Annotated in this window: 15 protein-coding genes and 1 tRNA gene; 9 read left to right on the top strand and 7 right to left on the bottom strand. The window is 67.5% G+C overall.

Features of this window, described 5'->3' with window-relative positions:
- Positions 1-41: 41 nt before the first annotated feature.
- Positions 42-2,546 carry an ATP-dependent helicase HrpB gene (gene hrpB, locus VG543_RS06685; protein ID WP_423178859.1) on the top strand — a complete coding sequence of 835 codons (2,505 nt, stop codon included), beginning with the start codon at positions 42-44 and terminating at the stop codon, positions 2,544-2,546.
- A gap of 120 nt (positions 2,547-2,666) precedes the next feature.
- Entirely contained in the window at positions 2,667-3,056 is a 390-nt protein-coding gene (locus VG543_RS06680; RefSeq protein ID WP_019661686.1) for a hypothetical protein, read from the top strand.
- Positions 3,057-3,146: 90 nt separating this feature from the next.
- Here the strand turns inward: VG543_RS06680 and VG543_RS06675 are convergent, their stop codons facing one another.
- From VG543_RS06675 to VG543_RS06665, 3 genes are all read right to left on the bottom strand, one after another.
- Positions 3,147-3,686: a pseudouridine synthase gene (locus VG543_RS06675; protein WP_026347220.1), complete on the bottom strand. Its 540-nt coding sequence runs from the start codon at positions 3,684-3,686 to the stop codon at positions 3,147-3,149.
- A gap of 88 nt (positions 3,687-3,774) precedes the next feature.
- Positions 3,775-4,026, bottom strand: a complete 252-nt coding sequence (locus tag VG543_RS06670; RefSeq protein ID WP_423178862.1) for a hypothetical protein — start codon at positions 4,024-4,026, stop codon at positions 3,775-3,777.
- Positions 4,027-4,137: 111 nt separating this feature from the next.
- A complete protein-coding gene (locus VG543_RS06665; RefSeq protein ID WP_019661688.1) occupies positions 4,138-4,995 on the bottom strand; it encodes a class I SAM-dependent methyltransferase in 858 nt (285 codons plus the stop codon).
- A 169-nt stretch (positions 4,996-5,164) separates the two neighbouring features.
- Here VG543_RS06665 and VG543_RS06660 point away from each other — a divergent pair, with 169 nt between their 5' ends.
- The 4 genes from VG543_RS06660 (at position 5,165) to VG543_RS06645 (ending at position 9,601) form a co-directional block, all read left to right on the top strand.
- The gene (locus VG543_RS06660) at positions 5,165-6,121 is read left to right on the top strand and encodes an aldo/keto reductase (RefSeq protein ID WP_423178858.1); all 957 of its coding nucleotides are present in this window, start codon (positions 5,165-5,167) and stop codon (positions 6,119-6,121) included.
- 649 nt (positions 6,122-6,770) lie between these two features.
- Positions 6,771-6,844, top strand: a tRNA-Thr gene (locus VG543_RS06655).
- A gap of 355 nt (positions 6,845-7,199) precedes the next feature.
- Positions 7,200-8,324 carry a slipin family protein gene (locus tag VG543_RS06650; protein WP_423178857.1) on the top strand — a complete coding sequence of 375 codons (1,125 nt, stop codon included), beginning with the start codon at positions 7,200-7,202 and terminating at the stop codon, positions 8,322-8,324.
- A gap of 56 nt (positions 8,325-8,380) precedes the next feature.
- Positions 8,381-9,601, top strand: a complete 1,221-nt coding sequence (locus VG543_RS06645) for an RtcB family protein (RefSeq protein WP_099561892.1) — start codon at positions 8,381-8,383, stop codon at positions 9,599-9,601.
- 109 nt (positions 9,602-9,710) lie between these two features.
- Here the strand turns inward: VG543_RS06645 and VG543_RS06640 are convergent, their stop codons facing one another.
- Both VG543_RS06640 and VG543_RS06635 read right to left on the bottom strand, forming a co-directional pair.
- On the bottom strand, positions 9,711-10,616 hold the full coding sequence (locus VG543_RS06640) for an NAD(P)/FAD-dependent oxidoreductase (RefSeq protein ID WP_058979125.1): 906 nt from the start codon (positions 10,614-10,616) through the stop codon (positions 9,711-9,713).
- On the bottom strand, positions 10,606-11,061 hold the full coding sequence (locus VG543_RS06635; RefSeq protein ID WP_058979127.1) for an Rrf2 family transcriptional regulator: 456 nt from the start codon (positions 11,059-11,061) through the stop codon (positions 10,606-10,608). The genes VG543_RS06640 and VG543_RS06635 overlap by 11 nt, the downstream gene beginning before the upstream one ends.
- Before the next feature lie 182 nt (positions 11,062-11,243).
- Between VG543_RS06635 and VG543_RS06630 the strand changes: the two genes are divergently transcribed.
- The gene (locus VG543_RS06630; protein WP_019661694.1) at positions 11,244-13,364 is read left to right on the top strand and encodes a methyl-accepting chemotaxis protein; all 2,121 of its coding nucleotides are present in this window, start codon (positions 11,244-11,246) and stop codon (positions 13,362-13,364) included.
- A gap of 245 nt (positions 13,365-13,609) precedes the next feature.
- A complete protein-coding gene (gene dkgB / locus VG543_RS06625; protein WP_134732091.1) occupies positions 13,610-14,419 on the top strand; it encodes a 2,5-didehydrogluconate reductase DkgB in 810 nt (269 codons plus the stop codon).
- A gap of 73 nt (positions 14,420-14,492) precedes the next feature.
- Here dkgB and VG543_RS06620 read toward each other — a convergent pair whose 3' ends face one another.
- Positions 14,493-15,194, bottom strand: a complete 702-nt coding sequence (locus VG543_RS06620) for an alpha/beta fold hydrolase (protein ID WP_423178856.1) — start codon at positions 15,192-15,194, stop codon at positions 14,493-14,495.
- A 246-nt stretch (positions 15,195-15,440) separates the two neighbouring features.
- Between VG543_RS06620 and VG543_RS06615 the strand changes: the two genes are divergently transcribed.
- Complete coding sequence (locus VG543_RS06615; RefSeq protein ID WP_260832893.1) at positions 15,441-15,527, top strand: hypothetical protein; 87 nt, start codon at positions 15,441-15,443, stop codon at positions 15,525-15,527.
- A gap of 73 nt (positions 15,528-15,600) precedes the next feature.
- Here the strand turns inward: VG543_RS06615 and VG543_RS06610 are convergent, their stop codons facing one another.
- Complete coding sequence (locus tag VG543_RS06610; RefSeq protein WP_423178855.1) at positions 15,601-18,321, bottom strand: bifunctional acetate--CoA ligase family protein/GNAT family N-acetyltransferase; 2,721 nt, start codon at positions 18,319-18,321, stop codon at positions 15,601-15,603.
- Between the last annotated feature and the right edge of the window lie 93 nt (positions 18,322-18,414).

The raw sequence follows: 18,414 nt of genomic DNA, 5'->3' as shown, positions 1-18,414 counted from the left end.
GCATTGTACCTGCGCCCGCCATGGCCCCTTATCCTTTGCCCATGAATGCCCCGCTCTTCCCGATTTCCCCGCTGCTGCCGCAGATCCAGCAGCACCTGGCCGTGCAGCCACGGCTGGTGCTGGAAGCCCCGCCCGGCGCCGGCAAGACCACCCAGGTACCACTGGCCCTGCTCGAAGCGCCATGGCTGCAAGGCCGGAAAATCATCCTGCTGGAGCCGCGCCGGGTCGCCGCACGCAGCGCCGCGCTGTTCATGGCGCGACAGCTCGGCGAGGAGGTCGGTGGCACGGTCGGCTACCGTATCCGCTTCGAGAACAAGGTCTCGGCACGCACCCGCATTGAAGTCGTCACCGAAGGCATCCTGACCCGCATGCTGCAGGACGACCCGATGCTGGAAGAGGTCGGTGCGATCCTGTTCGACGAATTCCACGAGCGCCATCTCAGCGGTGACCTCGGCCTGGCGCTGGCGCTGGACGTGCAGGCGCAGCTGCGCGATGACCTGCGCCTGGTAGTGATGTCGGCCACGCTGGATGGCGAGCGCCTGGCACGCTTCCTCGATGCGCCGCGGCTGAGCAGCGAGGGCCGCAGCTACCCGGTGGCGATCAGCCATTTCCCGGCGCGCCGCGATGAGACGCTGGAACTGCAGGTGCGCCGCGCGGTGCAGCAGGCGCTGGCCGAACACCCCGGTGACCTGCTGGTGTTCCTGCCCGGCCAGCGCGAGATCGCACGCGTGCAAGCGGGCCTGCAGGAATCGCTGGATGCCGGCGTGGAGGTGCTGGCCCTGCATGGCGAGCTGCCGGTGGAACAGCAGGCGCGCGTACTGCAGGCGGCCAGCGATGGGCGCCGCCGCGTGGTGCTGGCGACCAACGTCGCCGAGTCGTCGGTGACCCTGCCCGGCGTGCGCGTGGTGATCGACAGCGGCCAGGCGCGCGAACCGCGTTATGACCCCAACAGCGGCTTTACCCGGCTGGATGTGGTGGCCATCGCACAGGCCTCGGCGGACCAGCGCGCCGGCCGTGCCGGCCGCGTGGCCGAAGGCGTGGCCTGGCGGTTGTGGCCGCAGTCGCAGCGGCTGGAGCCGCAGCGCCGTGCCGAGATCGACCAGGTGGAACTGGCCGGATTGGCGCTGGAACTGGCCGCGTGGGGCAGCAGCGACCTGCGCTTCCTCGACCCGCCACCGGCCGGCCCGATGGGTGCGGCGCGCGAACTGCTGCAACGCCTGGGTGCACTGTCGGACTCGGGCGCGATCACCGCACTCGGGCGCCGTGTACTGGCGCTGGGTACGCACCCGCGGATGGCGGCGATGCTGCTGGCAGCGCCCGATGCCCGCGCGCAGGCGCTGGCCGCCGATCTGGCCGCCCTGCTGGAAGCGCGCGACCCGCTGCGCCAGGGCGGTGATGCCTTGGCCGCGCGCTGGCGTGCACTGGCGGCGTTCCGCAATGGCCGTGCACCGGGCGACGCCAACCGCAGCGGGCTGGCCGCGATCGATGCCGCCGCCAGGCAATGGCGGCGACGCCTGCGCTGTGATGCCGCGCCACCGGCCAGCGTCGAGGCCCATGAGCTGGGCGACCTGCTCGCGCACGCCTTCCCAGACCGGATTGGCGTCCAGCATCCCAGCGATCCATTGCGCTACCTCCTGGCCAATGGCCGCAGCGCGCGCCTGCACGAGCTGAGCGACCTGCGCGGCGAGCCGTGGCTGGTGGCCAGCGAACTGCGCTTCGAAGCGCGCGATGCGCTGCTGCTGCGTGCCGCACCGGTGGATGAAGGCCAGCTGCGCAAGGCATGGCCGGAGCGCTTCGTCACCGAAGACGTGGTGCGCTGGGACAGCGAGCGACGCGCCCTGGTGGCGCTGCGCGAGACCCGTTTCGACCGGATCGTGCTGGACAGCCGCTCGGCCGGCCGGGTCGATCCGCAGCACGCCGCGCAGGCGCTGACCGATGCGGTGGCCGAGCTCGGCCTGCAGGCGCTGCCGTGGACCGAAGGCCTGCGCCAGTGGCAGGCACGGGTGGAATCGCTGCGGCGCTGGATGCCCGAGCTCGGCCTGCCCGACTGCAGCGACGACGCCCTGCTGGCCAATCGCGCGCAGTGGCTGCAGCCCGCGTTCGCCGGCAGGACGCGACTGGATGCGCTGGACGAATCCAGCTTCGGCGAAGCGTTGAAGTCGCCCCTGGAGTGGTCACAACGGCAGCTGGTCGAGCGTCATGCGCCGACCCGCATCACCGTGCCGTCCGGACTGGAGCGGCCGATCACCTATGCGCTGGACAGCGAGAGCGGCGACCCGCTGCCGCCGGTGCTGGCAGTGAAGCTGCAGGAACTGTTCGGCCTGGCCGATACGCCGCGCATCGCCGATGGCCGCGTGCCGCTGACCCTGCACCTGCTCTCCCCCGGCGGCCGCCCGCTGCAGGTCACCCAGGACCTGCGCAACTTCTGGGAAAGCACCTACGCCGAGGTGAAAAAGGAAATGAAGGGCCGTTACCCGCGCCATCCGTGGCCGGATGACCCGTGGACGGCCACGGCCACGCATCGGGCCAAGCCGCGCGGGACGTAGCCGGACCCTGCCTGATCCTGAATGGCTGCGGTAAAGTCACACCGCGTGCCACCTCGACTGACATACCGTTTACGGGCAACACGCGACACTGGACTTCGACCCGAGGCAAAGGACCCCCGCATGAGCAAGCTGACCGTAATCACCGACCGCGCTCTGGAGCGCGCCCTGGACCTGGCCCACAGCGCCGGCGACGGCCTGAAGAGTGCCGGTGGCAGCCTGCGCCACCTTGGGCCGCAGGCCAGTGACTGGATCAAGACCGGCGCGGCGCTGGGCGCCGTCAAGACCGGTGGCAAGGTGGCCACCAAGTTCGCCCGGCGCAACCCGGCGGTGACCATTGCCGCCGCTGCGGTGGGTGTCGGCCTGCTCGGCTATGCGCTGTACCGCAAGCAGCAGAAGAAGAAGGCCGCCAACGGCCACGTGGTGAATGGCCAGGCGCAGCGCATCAATGCGCGTGACCGCCGCAACGACACCGTGGTGGACGAGCACAGCGATATCGGCAGCGACGCCTGAGTCTGCCGGGGTCGGCTTCCTTCCGCAGGAACTGAGCCCATCAGCCCGCTATGAGGGCCGGATACCGTAGGGTATCCGGCCCTTCCTGTTTCAGCCGATCTGCCGCCACTGCCCCGGCTGCAGGTCGTCCAGGCGGTAGGGGCCCATCGACACGCGGACCAGCCGCAGCGTCGGCAGGTTCACCGCCGCGGTCATCCGCCGCACCTGGCGGTTGCGGCCCTCGCGGATCGTGATCGCCAGCCAACTGTCGGGCACGGTCTTGCGGAAGCGCACCGGCGGATCGCGTGTCCACAGCGACGGCGCCGGATCGAGGCGCTCGATCTTCGCCGGCAAGGTCGGTCCGTCATTCAGCTCCACCCCATCGCGCAGCCGTTGCAGCTGCTCATCGCTGGGCGTGCCTTCCACCTGCACCCAGTAGGTCTTGTCGGCCTTATGCCTGGGGTCGGTCAGCTTGTGCGCCAGCGTACCGTTATCCGTCAGCAGCAGCAGGCCTTCGCTGTCATGGTCCAGGCGACCGGCGGCATACACACGCGGCGGCAGGCCGAACCCGGCCAGCGTCGGCCGCGGCGGTACGCTGCGGTCGGTGAACTGGCAGAGCACGTTGAAGGGCTTGTTGAAGGCGATCAGCATTGCGGGCACGGCGGGCGGCAGATGGCGCATTGTCCCACGCCGCGCTGCTCGCTCGCCGGGCACCGCTTTGGCCGAGGCTGCGGCGGGATCAGCCGAAGACCTTCCACTCCAGCAGGAACGAACCCAACACCAGTGCGATGCCGCACGCCGCGATGACATTGGCCCGGCGCCGCAGGCGAACCGGCGGCGGATTCATGGCACGCGCACGCTCCTCCAGCAGCGCACCGGAAAACAGCACGGCAAACCCCACCGTCGCCACCAGGTCGTAGGCATGGCCACCGTAGAACACGAAGTCAATCAGCCGCGCCAACACCAGCACTGCAACAGCGATATAGAACACCTTCTTCAACTGTCCACTCCATTGGCAGCAGGGCCGGGCCACGCCCGGCGGATACACGTTACGTCCATTGTGACGCCGCAGCGCTCACCGGGCGCGGCCCGGCGCCACCCGCTACGGCTTGATGAAGCGCAGGGTCATGCGGTCGCTTTCGCCAATCGCCTGGTACTTCGCATCATCGGCCTTGTCGTGCTGGTTGGTCGGCGGCAGCGTCCACACGCCGTTCGGGTGGTCCTTGGTGTCACGCGGGTTGGCGTTGACCTCGCTGCGCGCGTCCAGTTTGAAGCCGGCGGCTTCGGCCATTGCGATCACCTGCTGCTGGCCGACATAGCCGGTGTCATCGTCATCGGCCACGTCGGCCTTGGCGCGATGCTCGACCACGCCCAGCACGCCGCCCGGCTTGAGCACGTTGAAGAAGCCCTGGAACATGCCCTGCGCCTGGCCGGCCTTGCGCCAGTTGTGCACGTTGCGGAAGGTCAGCACCACATCGGCTGAATTGGCCGGGCCGAACACCGGCTTGGCCGGATCGTAGGCGACCACGGCAGTCTTGCCGAACTGTGCCGGCGCACCGGCGTACTTCTTCTCCAGGCTGTCGCGGCTGCGCTGCTGGTAGTCACGGCCGCGGCCTTCGGGCACCGCCATCGGATCGACCACCGCAGCAACGTAGTGGCCCTTGTCGTGCAACAGCGGCGCCAGGATCTCCGAGTACCAGCCGTTGCCGGGGGTGATCTCGATGACGGTCTTTTCCGGTGCCACCTTGAAGAACGACAGCGTCTGCGCCGGATGACGGAAGCCATCGCGCTTGACGTTGTTGGCATCACGGGTCGACGCCTTCACCGCCGCATCGATGGCCGGTGAGACCTGGATCTTCGCCGGCGCCACCGTGGACGGTGCGGCGAACGCGGGAACGGCGGCAAGCAGGGCCGAAGCAAGCAGCAGGCGGCAACCACGCAGGGACGAAGCAGGCATCATCGGGACGACTCCAGCGGAAGATGCGGCGAGACTAGCAGTCACAGCGTCCCAGGTGTTCACAAAACGTTAGCGGCGTGCGCGCCGCGGAACACTGTTTTGTGGTCGTCGCCGCAGCACGGTCACACATCGCGTTCTATTCTGGAGCACTTCCCCCAAGGAGTCCGTGCCCATGACGGCAACCCGCGAACTGGGCCGTTCCGGCCTGCATGTACGTCCGCTCGCCTTCGGTGGCAACGTGTTCGGCTGGAGCGCCGATGAAAAGGCCAGCTTCGCCCTGCTCGATGCCTTCGTCGATGCCGGCTTCAACCTGGTCGACACCGCCGATGTGTATTCGGCCTGGGTGCCGGGCAATGCCGGCGGCGAATCGGAAACGCTGATCGGCAAATGGTTTGCCCGCAGCGGCAAGCGCGACAAGGTGGTGCTGGCGACCAAGGTGGCCAAGTGGGCCGAACGCCCCGGCCTGACCCCGGACAACATCAATGCCGCGGTGGAAGATTCGCTGCGCCGCCTGCAGACCGATGTCATCGATCTGTACCAGGCCCATGAAGACGATGAATCCACGCCGCTGGAAGCGACCCTGGCCGCTTTCGGCCGGTTGATCGAAGCCGGCAAGGTACGTGCGATCGGTGCATCCAACTACAGCGCCACGCGCCTGGCCGATGCGCTGAAGGTGTCCACCGACTACAAATTGCCGCGTTACGAAACCCTGCAGCCGGAGTACAACCTGTATGACCGCGCCGGCTACGAAAAGGAACTGGAACCGCTGGTGCAGCGCGAACAGATCGGCGTGATCGGCTACTACGCGCTGGCCAGTGGCTTCCTCAGCGGCAAGTACCGCACGCCGGCCGATGCAGCCAAGAGCCCGGCGCGTGGCGAAACGGTGGTGAAGCGCTATCTGAATCCGCGCGGCCTGCGCATCCTGCAGGCACTGGATGACGTGGCCAGCAAGCACAGCGCAAGCGCTGCACAGATCGCACTGGCATGGCAGATCGCGCGGCCGTCGGTCACCGCACCGATCGTCAGCGCCACCAGCGTCGAGCAGCTGCACGATCTGCTGGCGGCGGCCAACCTGTCGCTGAGCGTGCAGGATGTCGCGCAGCTGGATGCCGCCAGCGCGGAAGCCTGAGGGCCGGTAGTGCCGGCCGCTGGCCGGCATTGCACACATACCGAAGAAAATAATTGAACAAAATGGTTGCGCGCGACTAAATCGTGGTTTATCGTGCGCACCTCGTTTCAACAACCACTGGAAACTTCCCTTGAACGCGCATTCCGTCGCCACCGCCAAACTGCTGCCATGCCTGCGCATGGACGTGCTGGCGCGCGCGTTCGGCAAGGAAGACCAGCTGACAACGGCCTGATATCCGCCCTGCGGAGATCGGCCACCCCGATCTCCGAGGCCTGACGACGCCCTCGGAACGCAAGTCCCGGGGGCGTTTTCGTTTGCGTCGGCACAAGGACCCGCGATGCCAGAACTGCACCCCGCGCGGCAACCCGCCGCTCACTGACCCAGGCTTTTCCCGCCCCGCCGAAGGATTTACTTCGCGCGACCGGCAGCGCCTGGACATTATCTGCATCGCACCCAAACATTATCGCTCGCCGATAATGTCGGTGGCCTGCACCCTCGATTCTCCAACGGTCCCGTTTCCACCACGGGCTGGTGCGCGCGGCGTTGCCGTGGCGTATGCCGGAGGTCGCGGACATGCCATCGCCTGGATCGCCTGCTGGAGGCAGGCGCCGGTTCGCCGGTACGCGGTTCGATTCCGCGCGGTCCCCAACTGGATAGCTCAGCTTGGTCAGAGCAACGGATCCGTAATCCGTCTGTCGTGGGTTCGATTCCCACTCCAAACCACATGACCTGTCACGTCATGACTTGAAGCAACACCCGGGGCGCAAGCCCCAGCGGCCATCGTCGCCATCCACGGACATCGCCTTCGGGCAGGAACGTGGAAGGCAACGGACCGCACGCCGGGCCCCGGCCCGCCGCCACTGCCAGCCACGTTCCGCCCCGGTGCTGCCTGCCGGGAACGACGATGGCAGCACTGCCGGTGCACCGATGGCCCCGCGCGCGGACCGTCCGCCGATGGCCGCCCTCTTCCGCAGGCGGCACAGCGTGTGCCGCCTGTCCTGCCACGACCGGTTCGACCCGGGTCATGGCATTCATTCCATCGGGTCGAACCACCAGAGCCATACAAGGAGAGACTCCCATGTTCTGGACCATCAAGGTCGTGATCGGCGACGGCGAGCGCGGCCTGGTGTATCGCAACCGTCGTTTCCAGCAGATCCTGCTGCCGGGCGTGCACCGCCTGTCGCCGTTCGGCGGCCGTCCGCACGTGGACATCCACACCGCATCGAAGGGCGCGGCCTACACCGGCAGCGACCAGGACATCCTGATTGAAGCGCTGGGCGCACAGCTGGACACCCACTTCGTGCTGGCCAACGTCGGTGCCAGCGAGGTCGGCCTGTTGCTGCGCAATGGCCGCATCGATGAAGTGCTGCCGCCGGGCAGCCGTCGCCTGTACTGGCGCGGTTCGGTCGACACCCAGTTGCGCGTGATGGCGCTGGGTGACGAGCCGCGCATTCCGGTAGACGTGCAGCAGCGCCTGGGCCAGCTGGGCGTGCTGCCGCGTGTGGCGGTGATCAGCACCGTGCCGAGCGAGTCGGTGGGCCTGCTGTTCATCGATGGCACGCTGCGGCAGACGCTGGACGCCGGCCTGCACGCGTTCTGGAACTTCAACGGCAACGTGTCGGTGGAGCGCGTGGAACTGCGTGCACGTTCGCTGGACGTGTCCGGCCAGGAACTGCTCAGCCGCGACAAGGTCACCCTGCGGGTGAACCTGGCCGCGACCGTGCAGGTGGTCGACCCGGTGCGTGCCCACCGCACGCTCAGCAATGCCGATGAGTTCATCTACCGGCAGCTGCAGTTCGGCCTGCGCCAGGCGATTGCCGTGCGCAGCCTGGATGAGCTGCTGGGTGACAAGGCGGCGCTGGACGGCGAGATTGCCGCCCATGTGCAGGCCGCGATCGCGGGCCACGGCGTACGGCTGCTTGGCGTGGGCATCAAGGACGTGATCCTGCCGGGCGAGATGAAGGAGATCCTCAACGGCGTGGTGCTGGCCGAGAAGCAGGCCCAGGCCAGCGTGATCCGTCGCCGCGAGGAGGCCAACGCCACGCGATCACAGCTCAACACCGCAAAGCTGATCGAGGACAACCCGGTGCTGATGCGCTTGAAGGAGCTGGAGGCACTGGAGAAGGTCACCGAGAAGATCGACACGCTCACCGTGTTCGGCGGCCTGGATGGCGTGCTGAAGCAGCTGGTGACGATCAGGTAGGGGGTAGCGGCGGCGCAGGGACGCGCCGCCGGCCCATCAAGGACATACACGAAGACATGGACACTCAACAGAACTATCAATGGCTGCACGTCGAGGGCACCACCCCGATCAAGGGCTGGGTCAACGGTGTGCCGCTGGAAGCGCAGGCGCATGAGCAGCTGCGCAACATCGCCGCGATCCCGTTCGTCGGGCCGTGGGTGGCCGTGATGCCGGACGTGCACCTGGGCAAGGGCGCGACCGTCGGCTCGGTGATCCCGACCCGCGGTGCGATCATCCCGGCCGCGGTCGGCGTTGACATCGGCTGCGGCATGGCGGCGGTGCGCACCACGCTGCGCGCCAACGACCTGCCCGACGACCTGCGGCAGCTGCGCAACAGCATCGAGCGCAGCATTCCGGTCGGCAACGGGCGCGGCGGCGAGCATCACCGCATGCCCGACAGCATCCACACGCGGCTGGTGCAGTCCGGGCTGGCCGACGGCCTGGAGAAGATCAAGGACAAGCACCGCAGGATCCGCACCGATAAGCTGGACCGCCAGCTGGGTACGCTGGGCGGCGGCAACCACTTCATCGAACTGTGCCTGGACGAGACGGATACGGTGTGGGTGATGCTGCACAGCGGCTCGCGCGGCACCGGCAACCTGATCGGTACCTACTTCATCGAGAAGGCGCGCGAGGAACTGGCCCGGCGCGTGCTGGGCTTCCACCTGCCGGACAAGGACCTGGCGTTCTTCATGGAAGGCGAGCCGCTGTTCGATGACTACGTCGAAGCCGTGTCGTGGGCGCAGGACTACGCGCGGCAGAACCGCGAGGCGATGATGTCGCGCGTGCTGGCCGAGATGCGCCACCGGCTGCCGAAGTTCCAGCTGGCGGCAATGGCGGTGAACTGCCACCACAACTATGTACAGAAGGAAACGCACCACGGGCAGGAGCTGCTGGTGACCCGGAAGGGGGCCGTCAGCGCTCGCGAGGGGGAGCTGGGCATCATTCCCGGCAGCATGGGCACGCGCAGCTACATCGTGCGTGGCAAAGGCAACGCGGACAGCTTCCACAGCTGCAGCCACGGTGCCGGCCGGGTGATGAGCCGTGGCGCCGCGCGCCAGCAGATCACGCTGGCCCAGCATCGCGAGGCCACCGCGCACGTGGAATGCCGCAAGGACAGCGGCGTGCTGGACGAGTCACCGGCCGCGTACAAGTCGATCGACGATGTGATGGCCGCGCAGCTGGACCTGGTCGACGTGGTGCACACCCTGCGCCAGGTGTTGTGCGTGAAGGGGTAACGGAGCGGTGCCGGCCAAGGCCGGCACCCACCGCACCCGATTGCAGTAGATCCACGCCATGCGTGGATGGAACAGCGCCGACCAAGGTCGGCCTCTACCTGTGCAACGTTCAGCGCGCGATGCTGTCTTCGGCCACCAGCGCGTGGTGCACGCCGATGCCCGCGCGCACGCCTTCGGCCATGGCCAGGGTGATGTTGCCGACCGTCGTCGCATCGCCTGCGGCATACACGTTCGGCACCGAGGTCTGCTTCATCGCATCGACCTCGATCAGCACGCCCAGCGGGCTCTCGACCAACGTGCAGCCCAGCTGCTGCACCAATGGCGTGGCCATCGCCTGGGTGGCCGGCACGAACAACGCACGCTGGGCGATTCGGCGGCCGTCGGCCAGCTCCACTTCCAGCCAGGTCGGCTGGTCGCCCTGCACGCCCAGCACGGGTGACGTCTCGATCTGCACGCCGCGCTGCTGCATGGCGGCGCGTTCCTCATCCGTGATGTCCAGTCCCATGCTGAAGAACGTGACATTGCCCCAGTCGGCGAACAGCGGCGCCTTGCTGGCGGACATCGGATGACCGCCAAGCAGGCCGATGGCACCACCACCCACTTCATAGCCATGGCAGTACGGGCAATGCAGCACGGTGCTGCCCCAGCGCTCGGCCAGGCCCGGCAACGCCGGCAACTGGTCGGCAATACCGCTGGCCAGCAGCAGCTTGCGCGCGGCCAGGACCTGGCCATCGGCGGTACGCACTTCCACGCCTTCGGCGCGGGCGGTGGCCTGCACGGCTTCGGCATGCACCCAACGAACTGTGGGGTAGTCCAGCAGCTGCTGTCGCGCGGTCTTCAGCAGCTCGGCGCCGCTGATGCCATCCAGCCCCAGCACGCCGTGCGAATGGCCGGCGAAACGGTTGCGCGGTGAACCGGCATCGATGACGGTGACCGGGCGACGGGCGCGGGCGAGGATCAGGCCGGCGGCAATGCCGGCATAGCTGCCGCCGACGATGAGCACATCAGGATTCATGGTGACCTTCCAGGGAACGGTGATGGGCGAGATGGCGGGCGAAGTCGGCGCCAAGCTGGTCCAGCGTGGTCGCCTGCAGCCGCGCTTCGAGCAGGCGCTGCGCTTCGCGCGCCCCATCGAGCAAGGCGCTGTTGACCAGCCGCTGGATCGGGCAGCCACCGCCGGAGTCGCGTGCGCTGACCTGGACCAGCGGTGGTGCGCCCACCGCCAGGTAGATGTCATGCAGGGTGATCGCCGCGGCGTCGCGTGCCAGCAGGCTGCCGCCGCCGTGGCCGCGGGTGCTGCGCACCAGGCCGGCCTTGTGCAGCTGTGCCAGCAGGCGACGGATCACCACCGGATGGGTCGGCAGGCAGGACGCCAGTTGCTCGGACGTACGCGGGGCGGCATGGCCGACCAGGTGCGCCATCACATGCAGGGCGTCGGACAGTGGATTTGCGGATTTCATGTAACAACGATAGTTACATTTAAATTCTCTGTCGAGGGTCTTCTTTCGTTCCATATGGACACATTTGTCCTATGAGACATCCTCTTCACATCACTAAACGAAACGGTAATGTGATGAGCGTCGCACTTCAGACGCATGGGGACAGGTCGATACCGCATTGCCCCTTCCCGAGAGTCCCTTCCATGAAAGCGTCTGTCCGTGCTCCGCGCCTGCAGTCCAAGCTGCTCGGCGCGGTTTCCGTTGGTCTGGCCGTGGTCCTGCTGTGCGCATTGGCGGGCCTGGCCTCCGCCTGGTTGAAGCTGTCCACCGAGGTTCCACCCGAAGTCGCGCACAGCCGCGACGCCGAACGCCTGCAGCGCGAGTTCCGCGGCCAGGTGCAGGAATGGAAGAACGTGCTGCTGCGCGGCCACGACGACGCGCTGCGCCAGCGCCATCTGGACGCCTTTGACAGCGAGGGCCGCCTGGTCGAGCAGCTGGCCAGGGGCCTCGTAGCCAGCCCGGACATACGCACGCGCGAACTGGCACAGTCCTTCATCGGCCTGCACACGCAGCTGCAGAAGGACTACCACGCCGCCCTGCAGGCGTTTGCGGAAGCCGGCTACGATCCCGCCGCCGGCGACAATCTGGTGCGTGGCAAGGACCGCCCGGTGGCGACCGCACTGGATGCGCTGAGCACGCATGCCACGCAGGTGGCCGAAGCAACCGTAGCGGCGCGGTCGCAGCAGGCCCGGCAGACCCTGCTGCTGTGCGCGGCGCTGACCGTGCTGGCCGCCGTGTTGCTGCTGATGGGCCTGGCCTGGTGGCTGCGGCGCGCAGTGGTGCAGCCGGTGCTGGCGGTGGAAGCCGCTGCGCGTGCCGTGGCCGCCGGTGATCTGCAGCACGTGGTGCAGGTGCGCAGCCGCGACGAGATCGGTCGCCTCGCGCAGGCGATGCAGGCGGTGCAGTCCACGCTGCGCGGCGTACTGGACGCACAGGCGACGATGGCGCAGGCGCATGACGCCGGCACCATCAGCCATCGCATGGAGGCCAGTGCGTTCCCGGGCGCGTTCGGCACCATGGTGGCCGACTGCAACACGCTGGTTGACGCGCACATCCAGGTGAAGATGCGCGCGATCTCGATCATGGGCCGCTATGCCGTCGGTGACCTCAGCCAGGACATGGAACGCCTGCCCGGCGAAAAGGCCGTGATCACCAACGCATTGGATACGGCCAAGGCCAATCTCGGCATGATCAACGGCGAGATCCGCCGCCTGGCCGAAGCCGCCGCCGCCGGTGACTTCAGCCAGCGCGGCGACAGCGCACGCTTCGAGCATGATTTCCGCGCAATGGTCGACGGCTTGAACCGATTGATGCAGACCACTGAACTGAACCTCGGCGAGGTCTCCAGCATGCTGCGCGCGATTGCCGATGGCCGCCTCGGCGCGCGCATGCACGGTGATTTCCAGGGCGTGTTCGCGCGTATCGCCGGCGACGCCAACACCACCGCTACGCAGCTGGCAACCATCGTCACCGACATCAAGCACGCCTCCGGCAACATCCACACGGCGGCGGCGGAGATCGCCGCCGGCAACAACGATCTGTCGCGCCGTACCGAACAGCAGGCCGCCAACCTGGAAGAGACGGCGGCATCGATGGAGGAACTGACCTCCACCGTGCGCCAGAACGCCGAGCATGCGCGCCAGGCGAACCAGCTGGCGATCGGCGCGCACACCGTTGCCTCTCACGGCGGCAGCGTGGTCGGCCAGGTGGTGGCAACGATGGGTGCCATCGAAACCTCGTCGCGGCAGATCGCCGAGATCATCAGCGTGATCGACGGCATCGCTTTCCAGACCAACATCCTGGCGCTGAACGCCGCGGTGGAAGCGGCACGCGCCGGCGAGCAGGGCCGCGGCTTCGCGGTGGTTGCCAGCGAAGTGCGCACCCTGGCACAGCGTTCGGCGGCAGCCGCGAAGGAGATCAAGGCGTTGATCGAAGCGTCGGTGGAACAGGTCGGCCACGGTGCACGGCGCGTGCGCGAGGCCGGTGACACCATGGCCGAGATCGTGGCGTCGGTGCAGCGCGTCACTGACATCATGGCCGAGATCTCCGCCGCCTCGCAGGAGCAGAGCGCGGGCATCGAACAGGTCAGCCAGACCGTGATCCAGATGGACGGCACCACCCAGCAGAATGCCGCGTTGGTGGAGGAAGCCAGCGCCGCCGCACGCAGCCTGGAACAGCAGGCGAACCGGTTGATCGACGCGGTGGATGTGTTCGACCTGTCGACCACCGCCGCAGCGAAGGACGCGCTGATGCGCGCGGCCTGATTGATCCGGTTGCCGGCCGGCGGCCGGCACTACCGTGGAGCGCAGACAGGGGGAGTGCCGGCCGCTGGCCGGCAGCTCCCAACGCTGCATGGGTGGCGGCATGAACAGTGCGGACCAACGGTCCGCACCCACCACCACCTGCCGTCGTACACGTCGATGCAATGCACCGTTGCCGGCATGCACACGGCCGCTGGCCTACCCTTTCGTGGATATTCCCGCCTCCCTCCCCCTCTGCTGGAGCCCCCATGACTGTCCCCGCCTTCGGTCTCGGTACCTTCCGCCTGAAAGACCAGACCGTGATCGACTCGGTGCGCAACGCGCTGGATGTCGGCTACCGCGCCATCGATACCGCGCAGATCTACGGCAATGAAGCCGAGGTCGGCCAGGCCATCGCCGATTCCGGCGTGCCGCGCGAAGAGATCTACCTGACCACCAAGGTCTGGATCACCGCCTTCAAGCGTGAAGCGCTGCTGGCCAGCCTGCATACCAGTCTGGAAAAGCTGCGTACCGATCATGTGGACCTGACGCTGATCCACTGGCCGTCGCCGAACGACAAGGTCGACGTGCCGATGGAGGAGTACCTGCCGGCGCTGGCCGAGGCCAAGGCGCAGGGCCTGACGAAGGCGATCGGCATCTCCAACTTCACCATCGCCCAGACCCGCAAGGCCATCGAGATCCTTGGCGCCGATGCCATCGCCACCAACCAGATCGAGATCCATCCCTACCTGCAGAACCGCCTGCTGGTGAAGTTCCTGCAGGACAACGGCATCCACGTCACCGCCTACATGAGCCTGGCCTATGGCGAGGTGATCAAGGACCCGGCGATCCAGGCCATTGCCGGCCGTCACCAGGCCACTCCGGCGCAGATCGCGCTGGCCTGGGCGCTGCAGCAGGGCTTCTCGGTGATCCCGTCGTCGACCAAGCGCGAGAACCTGTCGAGCAACCTCGAAGCGGCAGCGATCCGGCTGACCGACGAAGACATGGCGCAGATCGCCAAGCTGGATCGTGGCCATCGCCTGGCGAATCCGGAAGGCATTGCGCCGGCCTGGGATTGAAGAGCGGCCGCCGGGCATGGCCCGGCGCTACCGGATACGCGTGGGTAGCGCCGGGCCATGCCCGGCGGATCCATCAGGCCTGCAACAACCACCCGCGCATTGCCGCACTGACCTCATCCGGCTTTTCCATCGGTGCCAGGTGCCCGCAATCGGGCACCACCACCAGCTGCGAATGCGGCACCAGCGCGTGCATTTCCTCGCTCACCGGCAGCGGCGTGATGCGATCGTTGGCGCCGCACACGATCAGCAGCGGATCGCGATAACCAGCCAGCACATCATGGCCATCACGGCGTTCCAGTGCGCTCTGGCGCAAGAATACTTCCGCGCCCAGGCGAGCGGTCATGTCGCGCACGCGTTGCACCAGCACGTAATCGTCCAGCCGCGAGGCATCGATGTAGCTGCGCATCAGCGCATCACCGAAGCCATGGAACTTTCCGGGCAGGCGCACGCTGGCGCGCTGGCTGCGGCGCTGCTCGGCACGTTCCGGTGAATCGGCGTGGATCGAGGTATCGATCAACGCCAGCTGCAGCACGCGTTCCGGCGCGATGCGCAGGATCTGCTGGGCGACGAAACCGCCCAGCGAGAACCCGGCCAACGCAAAGCGCTCCGGCGCCTGTGCCAGCACGTCCTCGGCCACCGCCTGCAGGGTTTCGCCACGGGTCTGGTCGCCTACCGTGCAATCGGCGATGTCGGCAAGATCAGCCAACTGTGAGCGCCACAGCTCAGCGTCGTTGAGCAGGCCAGGCAGCAGCAGCAGGGGGATACGGTCGGTCATGGGGGTATTGTCGCGCCAGCACGGTGACGGAACCATGCCGCAACAGGGGGCGGATTGTAGCGTCGAGCCACGTTCGACGGCTGCATAGCCAGTGGCGCATGGCTCGACGCTACAGAAGACAGCGGCGGAGCCGCTCTTTGGCGACACCATCACCATCTACACCGCGCTGTGCGGACAGGCCGCGAGTAAACCTGGCGCAGCAGAGACAAGCAAGCACGGCAGCTGGCTGCCAACCCGATCATCGGCATGCGCTACGACGCCATCTATGTGATGACCGGGCTGACCGTGCGGCTGTGCTATGGCACGGCGGTGGCGGTGGAACCGCAGCGGTGATCTTGTAGAGCCGAGCCCATGCTCGGCTCAGGCGTGCCCGTGAGATGTAAGGCAGCCGAGCGCAGGCTCGGCTCTACAACGGGGTTCCGGGCACTTCGACCTGCTGCACCGGCAAGGTCACCATCATCACCGTCGGGTCATCCGGGTCCAGCTTCGTCTTGAAGCCCAGGCTCTGGCACATCGCCAGCATGGTGCTGTTCTCGCGCAGCACCTGGCCTTCGACCACGTCCAGGCCCAGCCACTTGGCGTACTCGATCATGATCGCCATCAGCCGCCAGCCGATACCGTGGCCCTTCAGGTCCGAGCGGATCAGGATGCCGTACTCACCGCGGTGGTAATCCGCATCGGCGTGCAGGCGCACCGCGCCAAGCATTTCGCCACTGCGCGGTTCGATCGCCACCAGTGCGATCGAGCGTGCGTAGTCGAGCTGGGTCAGGCGCGCGATGAACTCGTGGCTGAAGTGCTTCACCGACTGGAAAAAGCGCAGGCGCAGGTCCTCGTCGCTGACGCGGGCGAAGAACGCACGGAACAGCGCGTCGTCCTCCGGCCGCACCGGACGCACGAAGGCACGGCCGCCATCGGACAGTTCGATGGTGCGCTCCCACTCCTTCGGGTACGGGAACACCGAGAAGCGCGGATGGCCACGGCCCTTGTGCAGGATGCGCGACGGCGCCACCGCCACGCGTGCGTCGAGGGCGAGGATGCCCTTGCCGTCGACCAGCAACGGATTGATGTCCAGCGTACGCACTTCGGGGATGTCGGCGGCCAGCTGTGCCAGCTTGACCAGCGCCAATGCCAGTGCGCGCTCGTCGGCGGCAGGCACATCGCCATAGGCCTTGAGGATGCGCGAGGCGCGGGTCTGGCCGATCAGCTCGTGGGCCAGGCGCAGGTCCAGCGGCGGCAGCGCCAACGCCTTGTCATTGATGACTTCAACCGCGGTACCGCCACGGCCGACCACGATCACCGGGCCGAACGTCGCGTCATCGGCAATACCGACGATCAACTCGCGCGCCTTCGGGCGAACGATGGTCGGCTGCACCAGCAGACCATCGATGCGCGCATCCGACCGCAGCTGGCGTGCACGCGACAGGATCGCGTTGGCCGCGCTCTGCACCGCCGGCAGGGTGGACAGGTTCAGGCGCACGCCGTCCACTTCCGACTTGTGCGGAATATCCGGCGAGAGAATCTTCAGCGCGACCGTGGCACCGCGTTCCAGCAGCGGCTGCGCCAGGTCCATCGCCTCGTGCGCGTCACGCGCATGCATCACCGGCGCGGAGGGAATGCCGTAGGCCTTGAGCAGTTCATGCGTAGCCAGCGGGTCCAGCCACTGCTGGCCGTTGGCCAGCGCGGCATCGACCAGTGCACGCGCGGCGGCCGTGTCGACGCTGAAGTCCTGCGGCAGGCTGGGCGGCGTTTCCATCAACGCGTTCTGCGCTTCGCGGTAGCGCACCAGATGCTGGAAGCCACGTACGGCTTCGGCCTCGGTCGGATAGGTCGGCACCCGCGCCGCGTTGAGCGTGGCGGTGGCCTGGTCATCGTTGCCCAGCCACACCGCGAACACCGGCTTGTCGCGGTGATGGCGCGGGCGCAGTCCGAGCGTGCGGGTAAGCGCCTGTGCGGCGTCTGCGGATGAAGTGAATGCGGTCGGCACGTTGACCACCATCACCGCATCATTCTCGTTGTCGGCCAGCAGCGCCTCGATGGCGGCGGCATAGCGATCACCATCGGCGTCGACCACGATGTCGACCGGATTGCTGCGCGACCAGCCCTGTGGCAATACTGCATCGAGCTTCTGCACCGTGCTGTCGGACAGGGTGGCCAGCGTGCCACGCAGCGCGATCAGCTGGTCCACGGCAAGGCGACCGACGCCGCCACCATTGCTGAGAATGGCCAGGCGACGACCGGGGAAGGTCCCCAACCGGCCCAGCGATTCGGCGGCCGTGAACAGTTCGTCCAGCGCGCCCACGCGCAGCAGGCCGGCGCGGTTGAAGGCGGCACCGTACACATCATCGGCACGGGCCAGGGCCTGCACATGGGTATCGCGGCTGCCCGGCTGCACGCGCTCGGCGCGCCCCGACTTCACCACCACCACCGGCTTGGCGCGGGCGGCGGCACGCGCAGCCGACATGAACTTGCGCGCGTCCTTGATCTGCTCGACGTAGAGCAGGATGGCGCGCGTACGGTAATCGGTGGCGAAGTAGTCGAGCAGATCGCCGAAGTCGACGTCCAGCGTGTCGCCCAGCGAGACCACGGCGGAGAACCCGACCGAGCGCGCCACGCCCCACTCCACCAGTGCGGCGGCGATGGCCGAGGATTCGGAGATCAACGCAAGATCACCGGCCTGCGGGAAGTGCGCGGCGATGCTGGCATTGAGCCGTGCGTGCGGTGCGATCACGCCCAGGCAATGCGGCCCGAGGATGCGCAGGCCATGCTTGCGCGCCACCGCCTCCACCTGTGCAGACAACGAACCGGGGCCTTCGCCCAAGTGCGCGGTGAGGATGATCGCCGCCTGCACGCCACGTTCGGCGGCAGTGCGCACCACCTGCGGCACGATGGCCGCTGGTGCGGTGATCACCGCCAGGTCGGGGACCCAGTCCAGGTCCTTCAGCCGCTTGACCGTGCGGATGCCATCGATCTCGGCATGCCGCGGATTGATCCACGCCACCTTGCCGGGGAAGCCGGTGCCGCGCAGGTTGCGCATCACCGCGCGGCCGGCCGAACGCTCACGCGGACTGCCGCCGATCACCGCGACCGACTGCGGACGGAACACGGACTGCAGGTGGTAGGTACTCATGCGCCTACGGTACACGGACTGGCGCGGCAACGGCATGATCGTGCGCAAGGTCCTGACACCGCACCCACGCATGGCGTGGATCTACCGCCGGGA

Source organism: Stenotrophomonas sp. CASM101 (genome assembly GCF_049384845.1).
Lineage (GTDB): Bacteria > Pseudomonadota > Gammaproteobacteria > Xanthomonadales > Xanthomonadaceae > Stenotrophomonas > Stenotrophomonas hibiscicola.
Note: the sequence above shows the minus strand (reverse complement) of the source record. Positions and strands in the feature narration are given on the sequence as shown.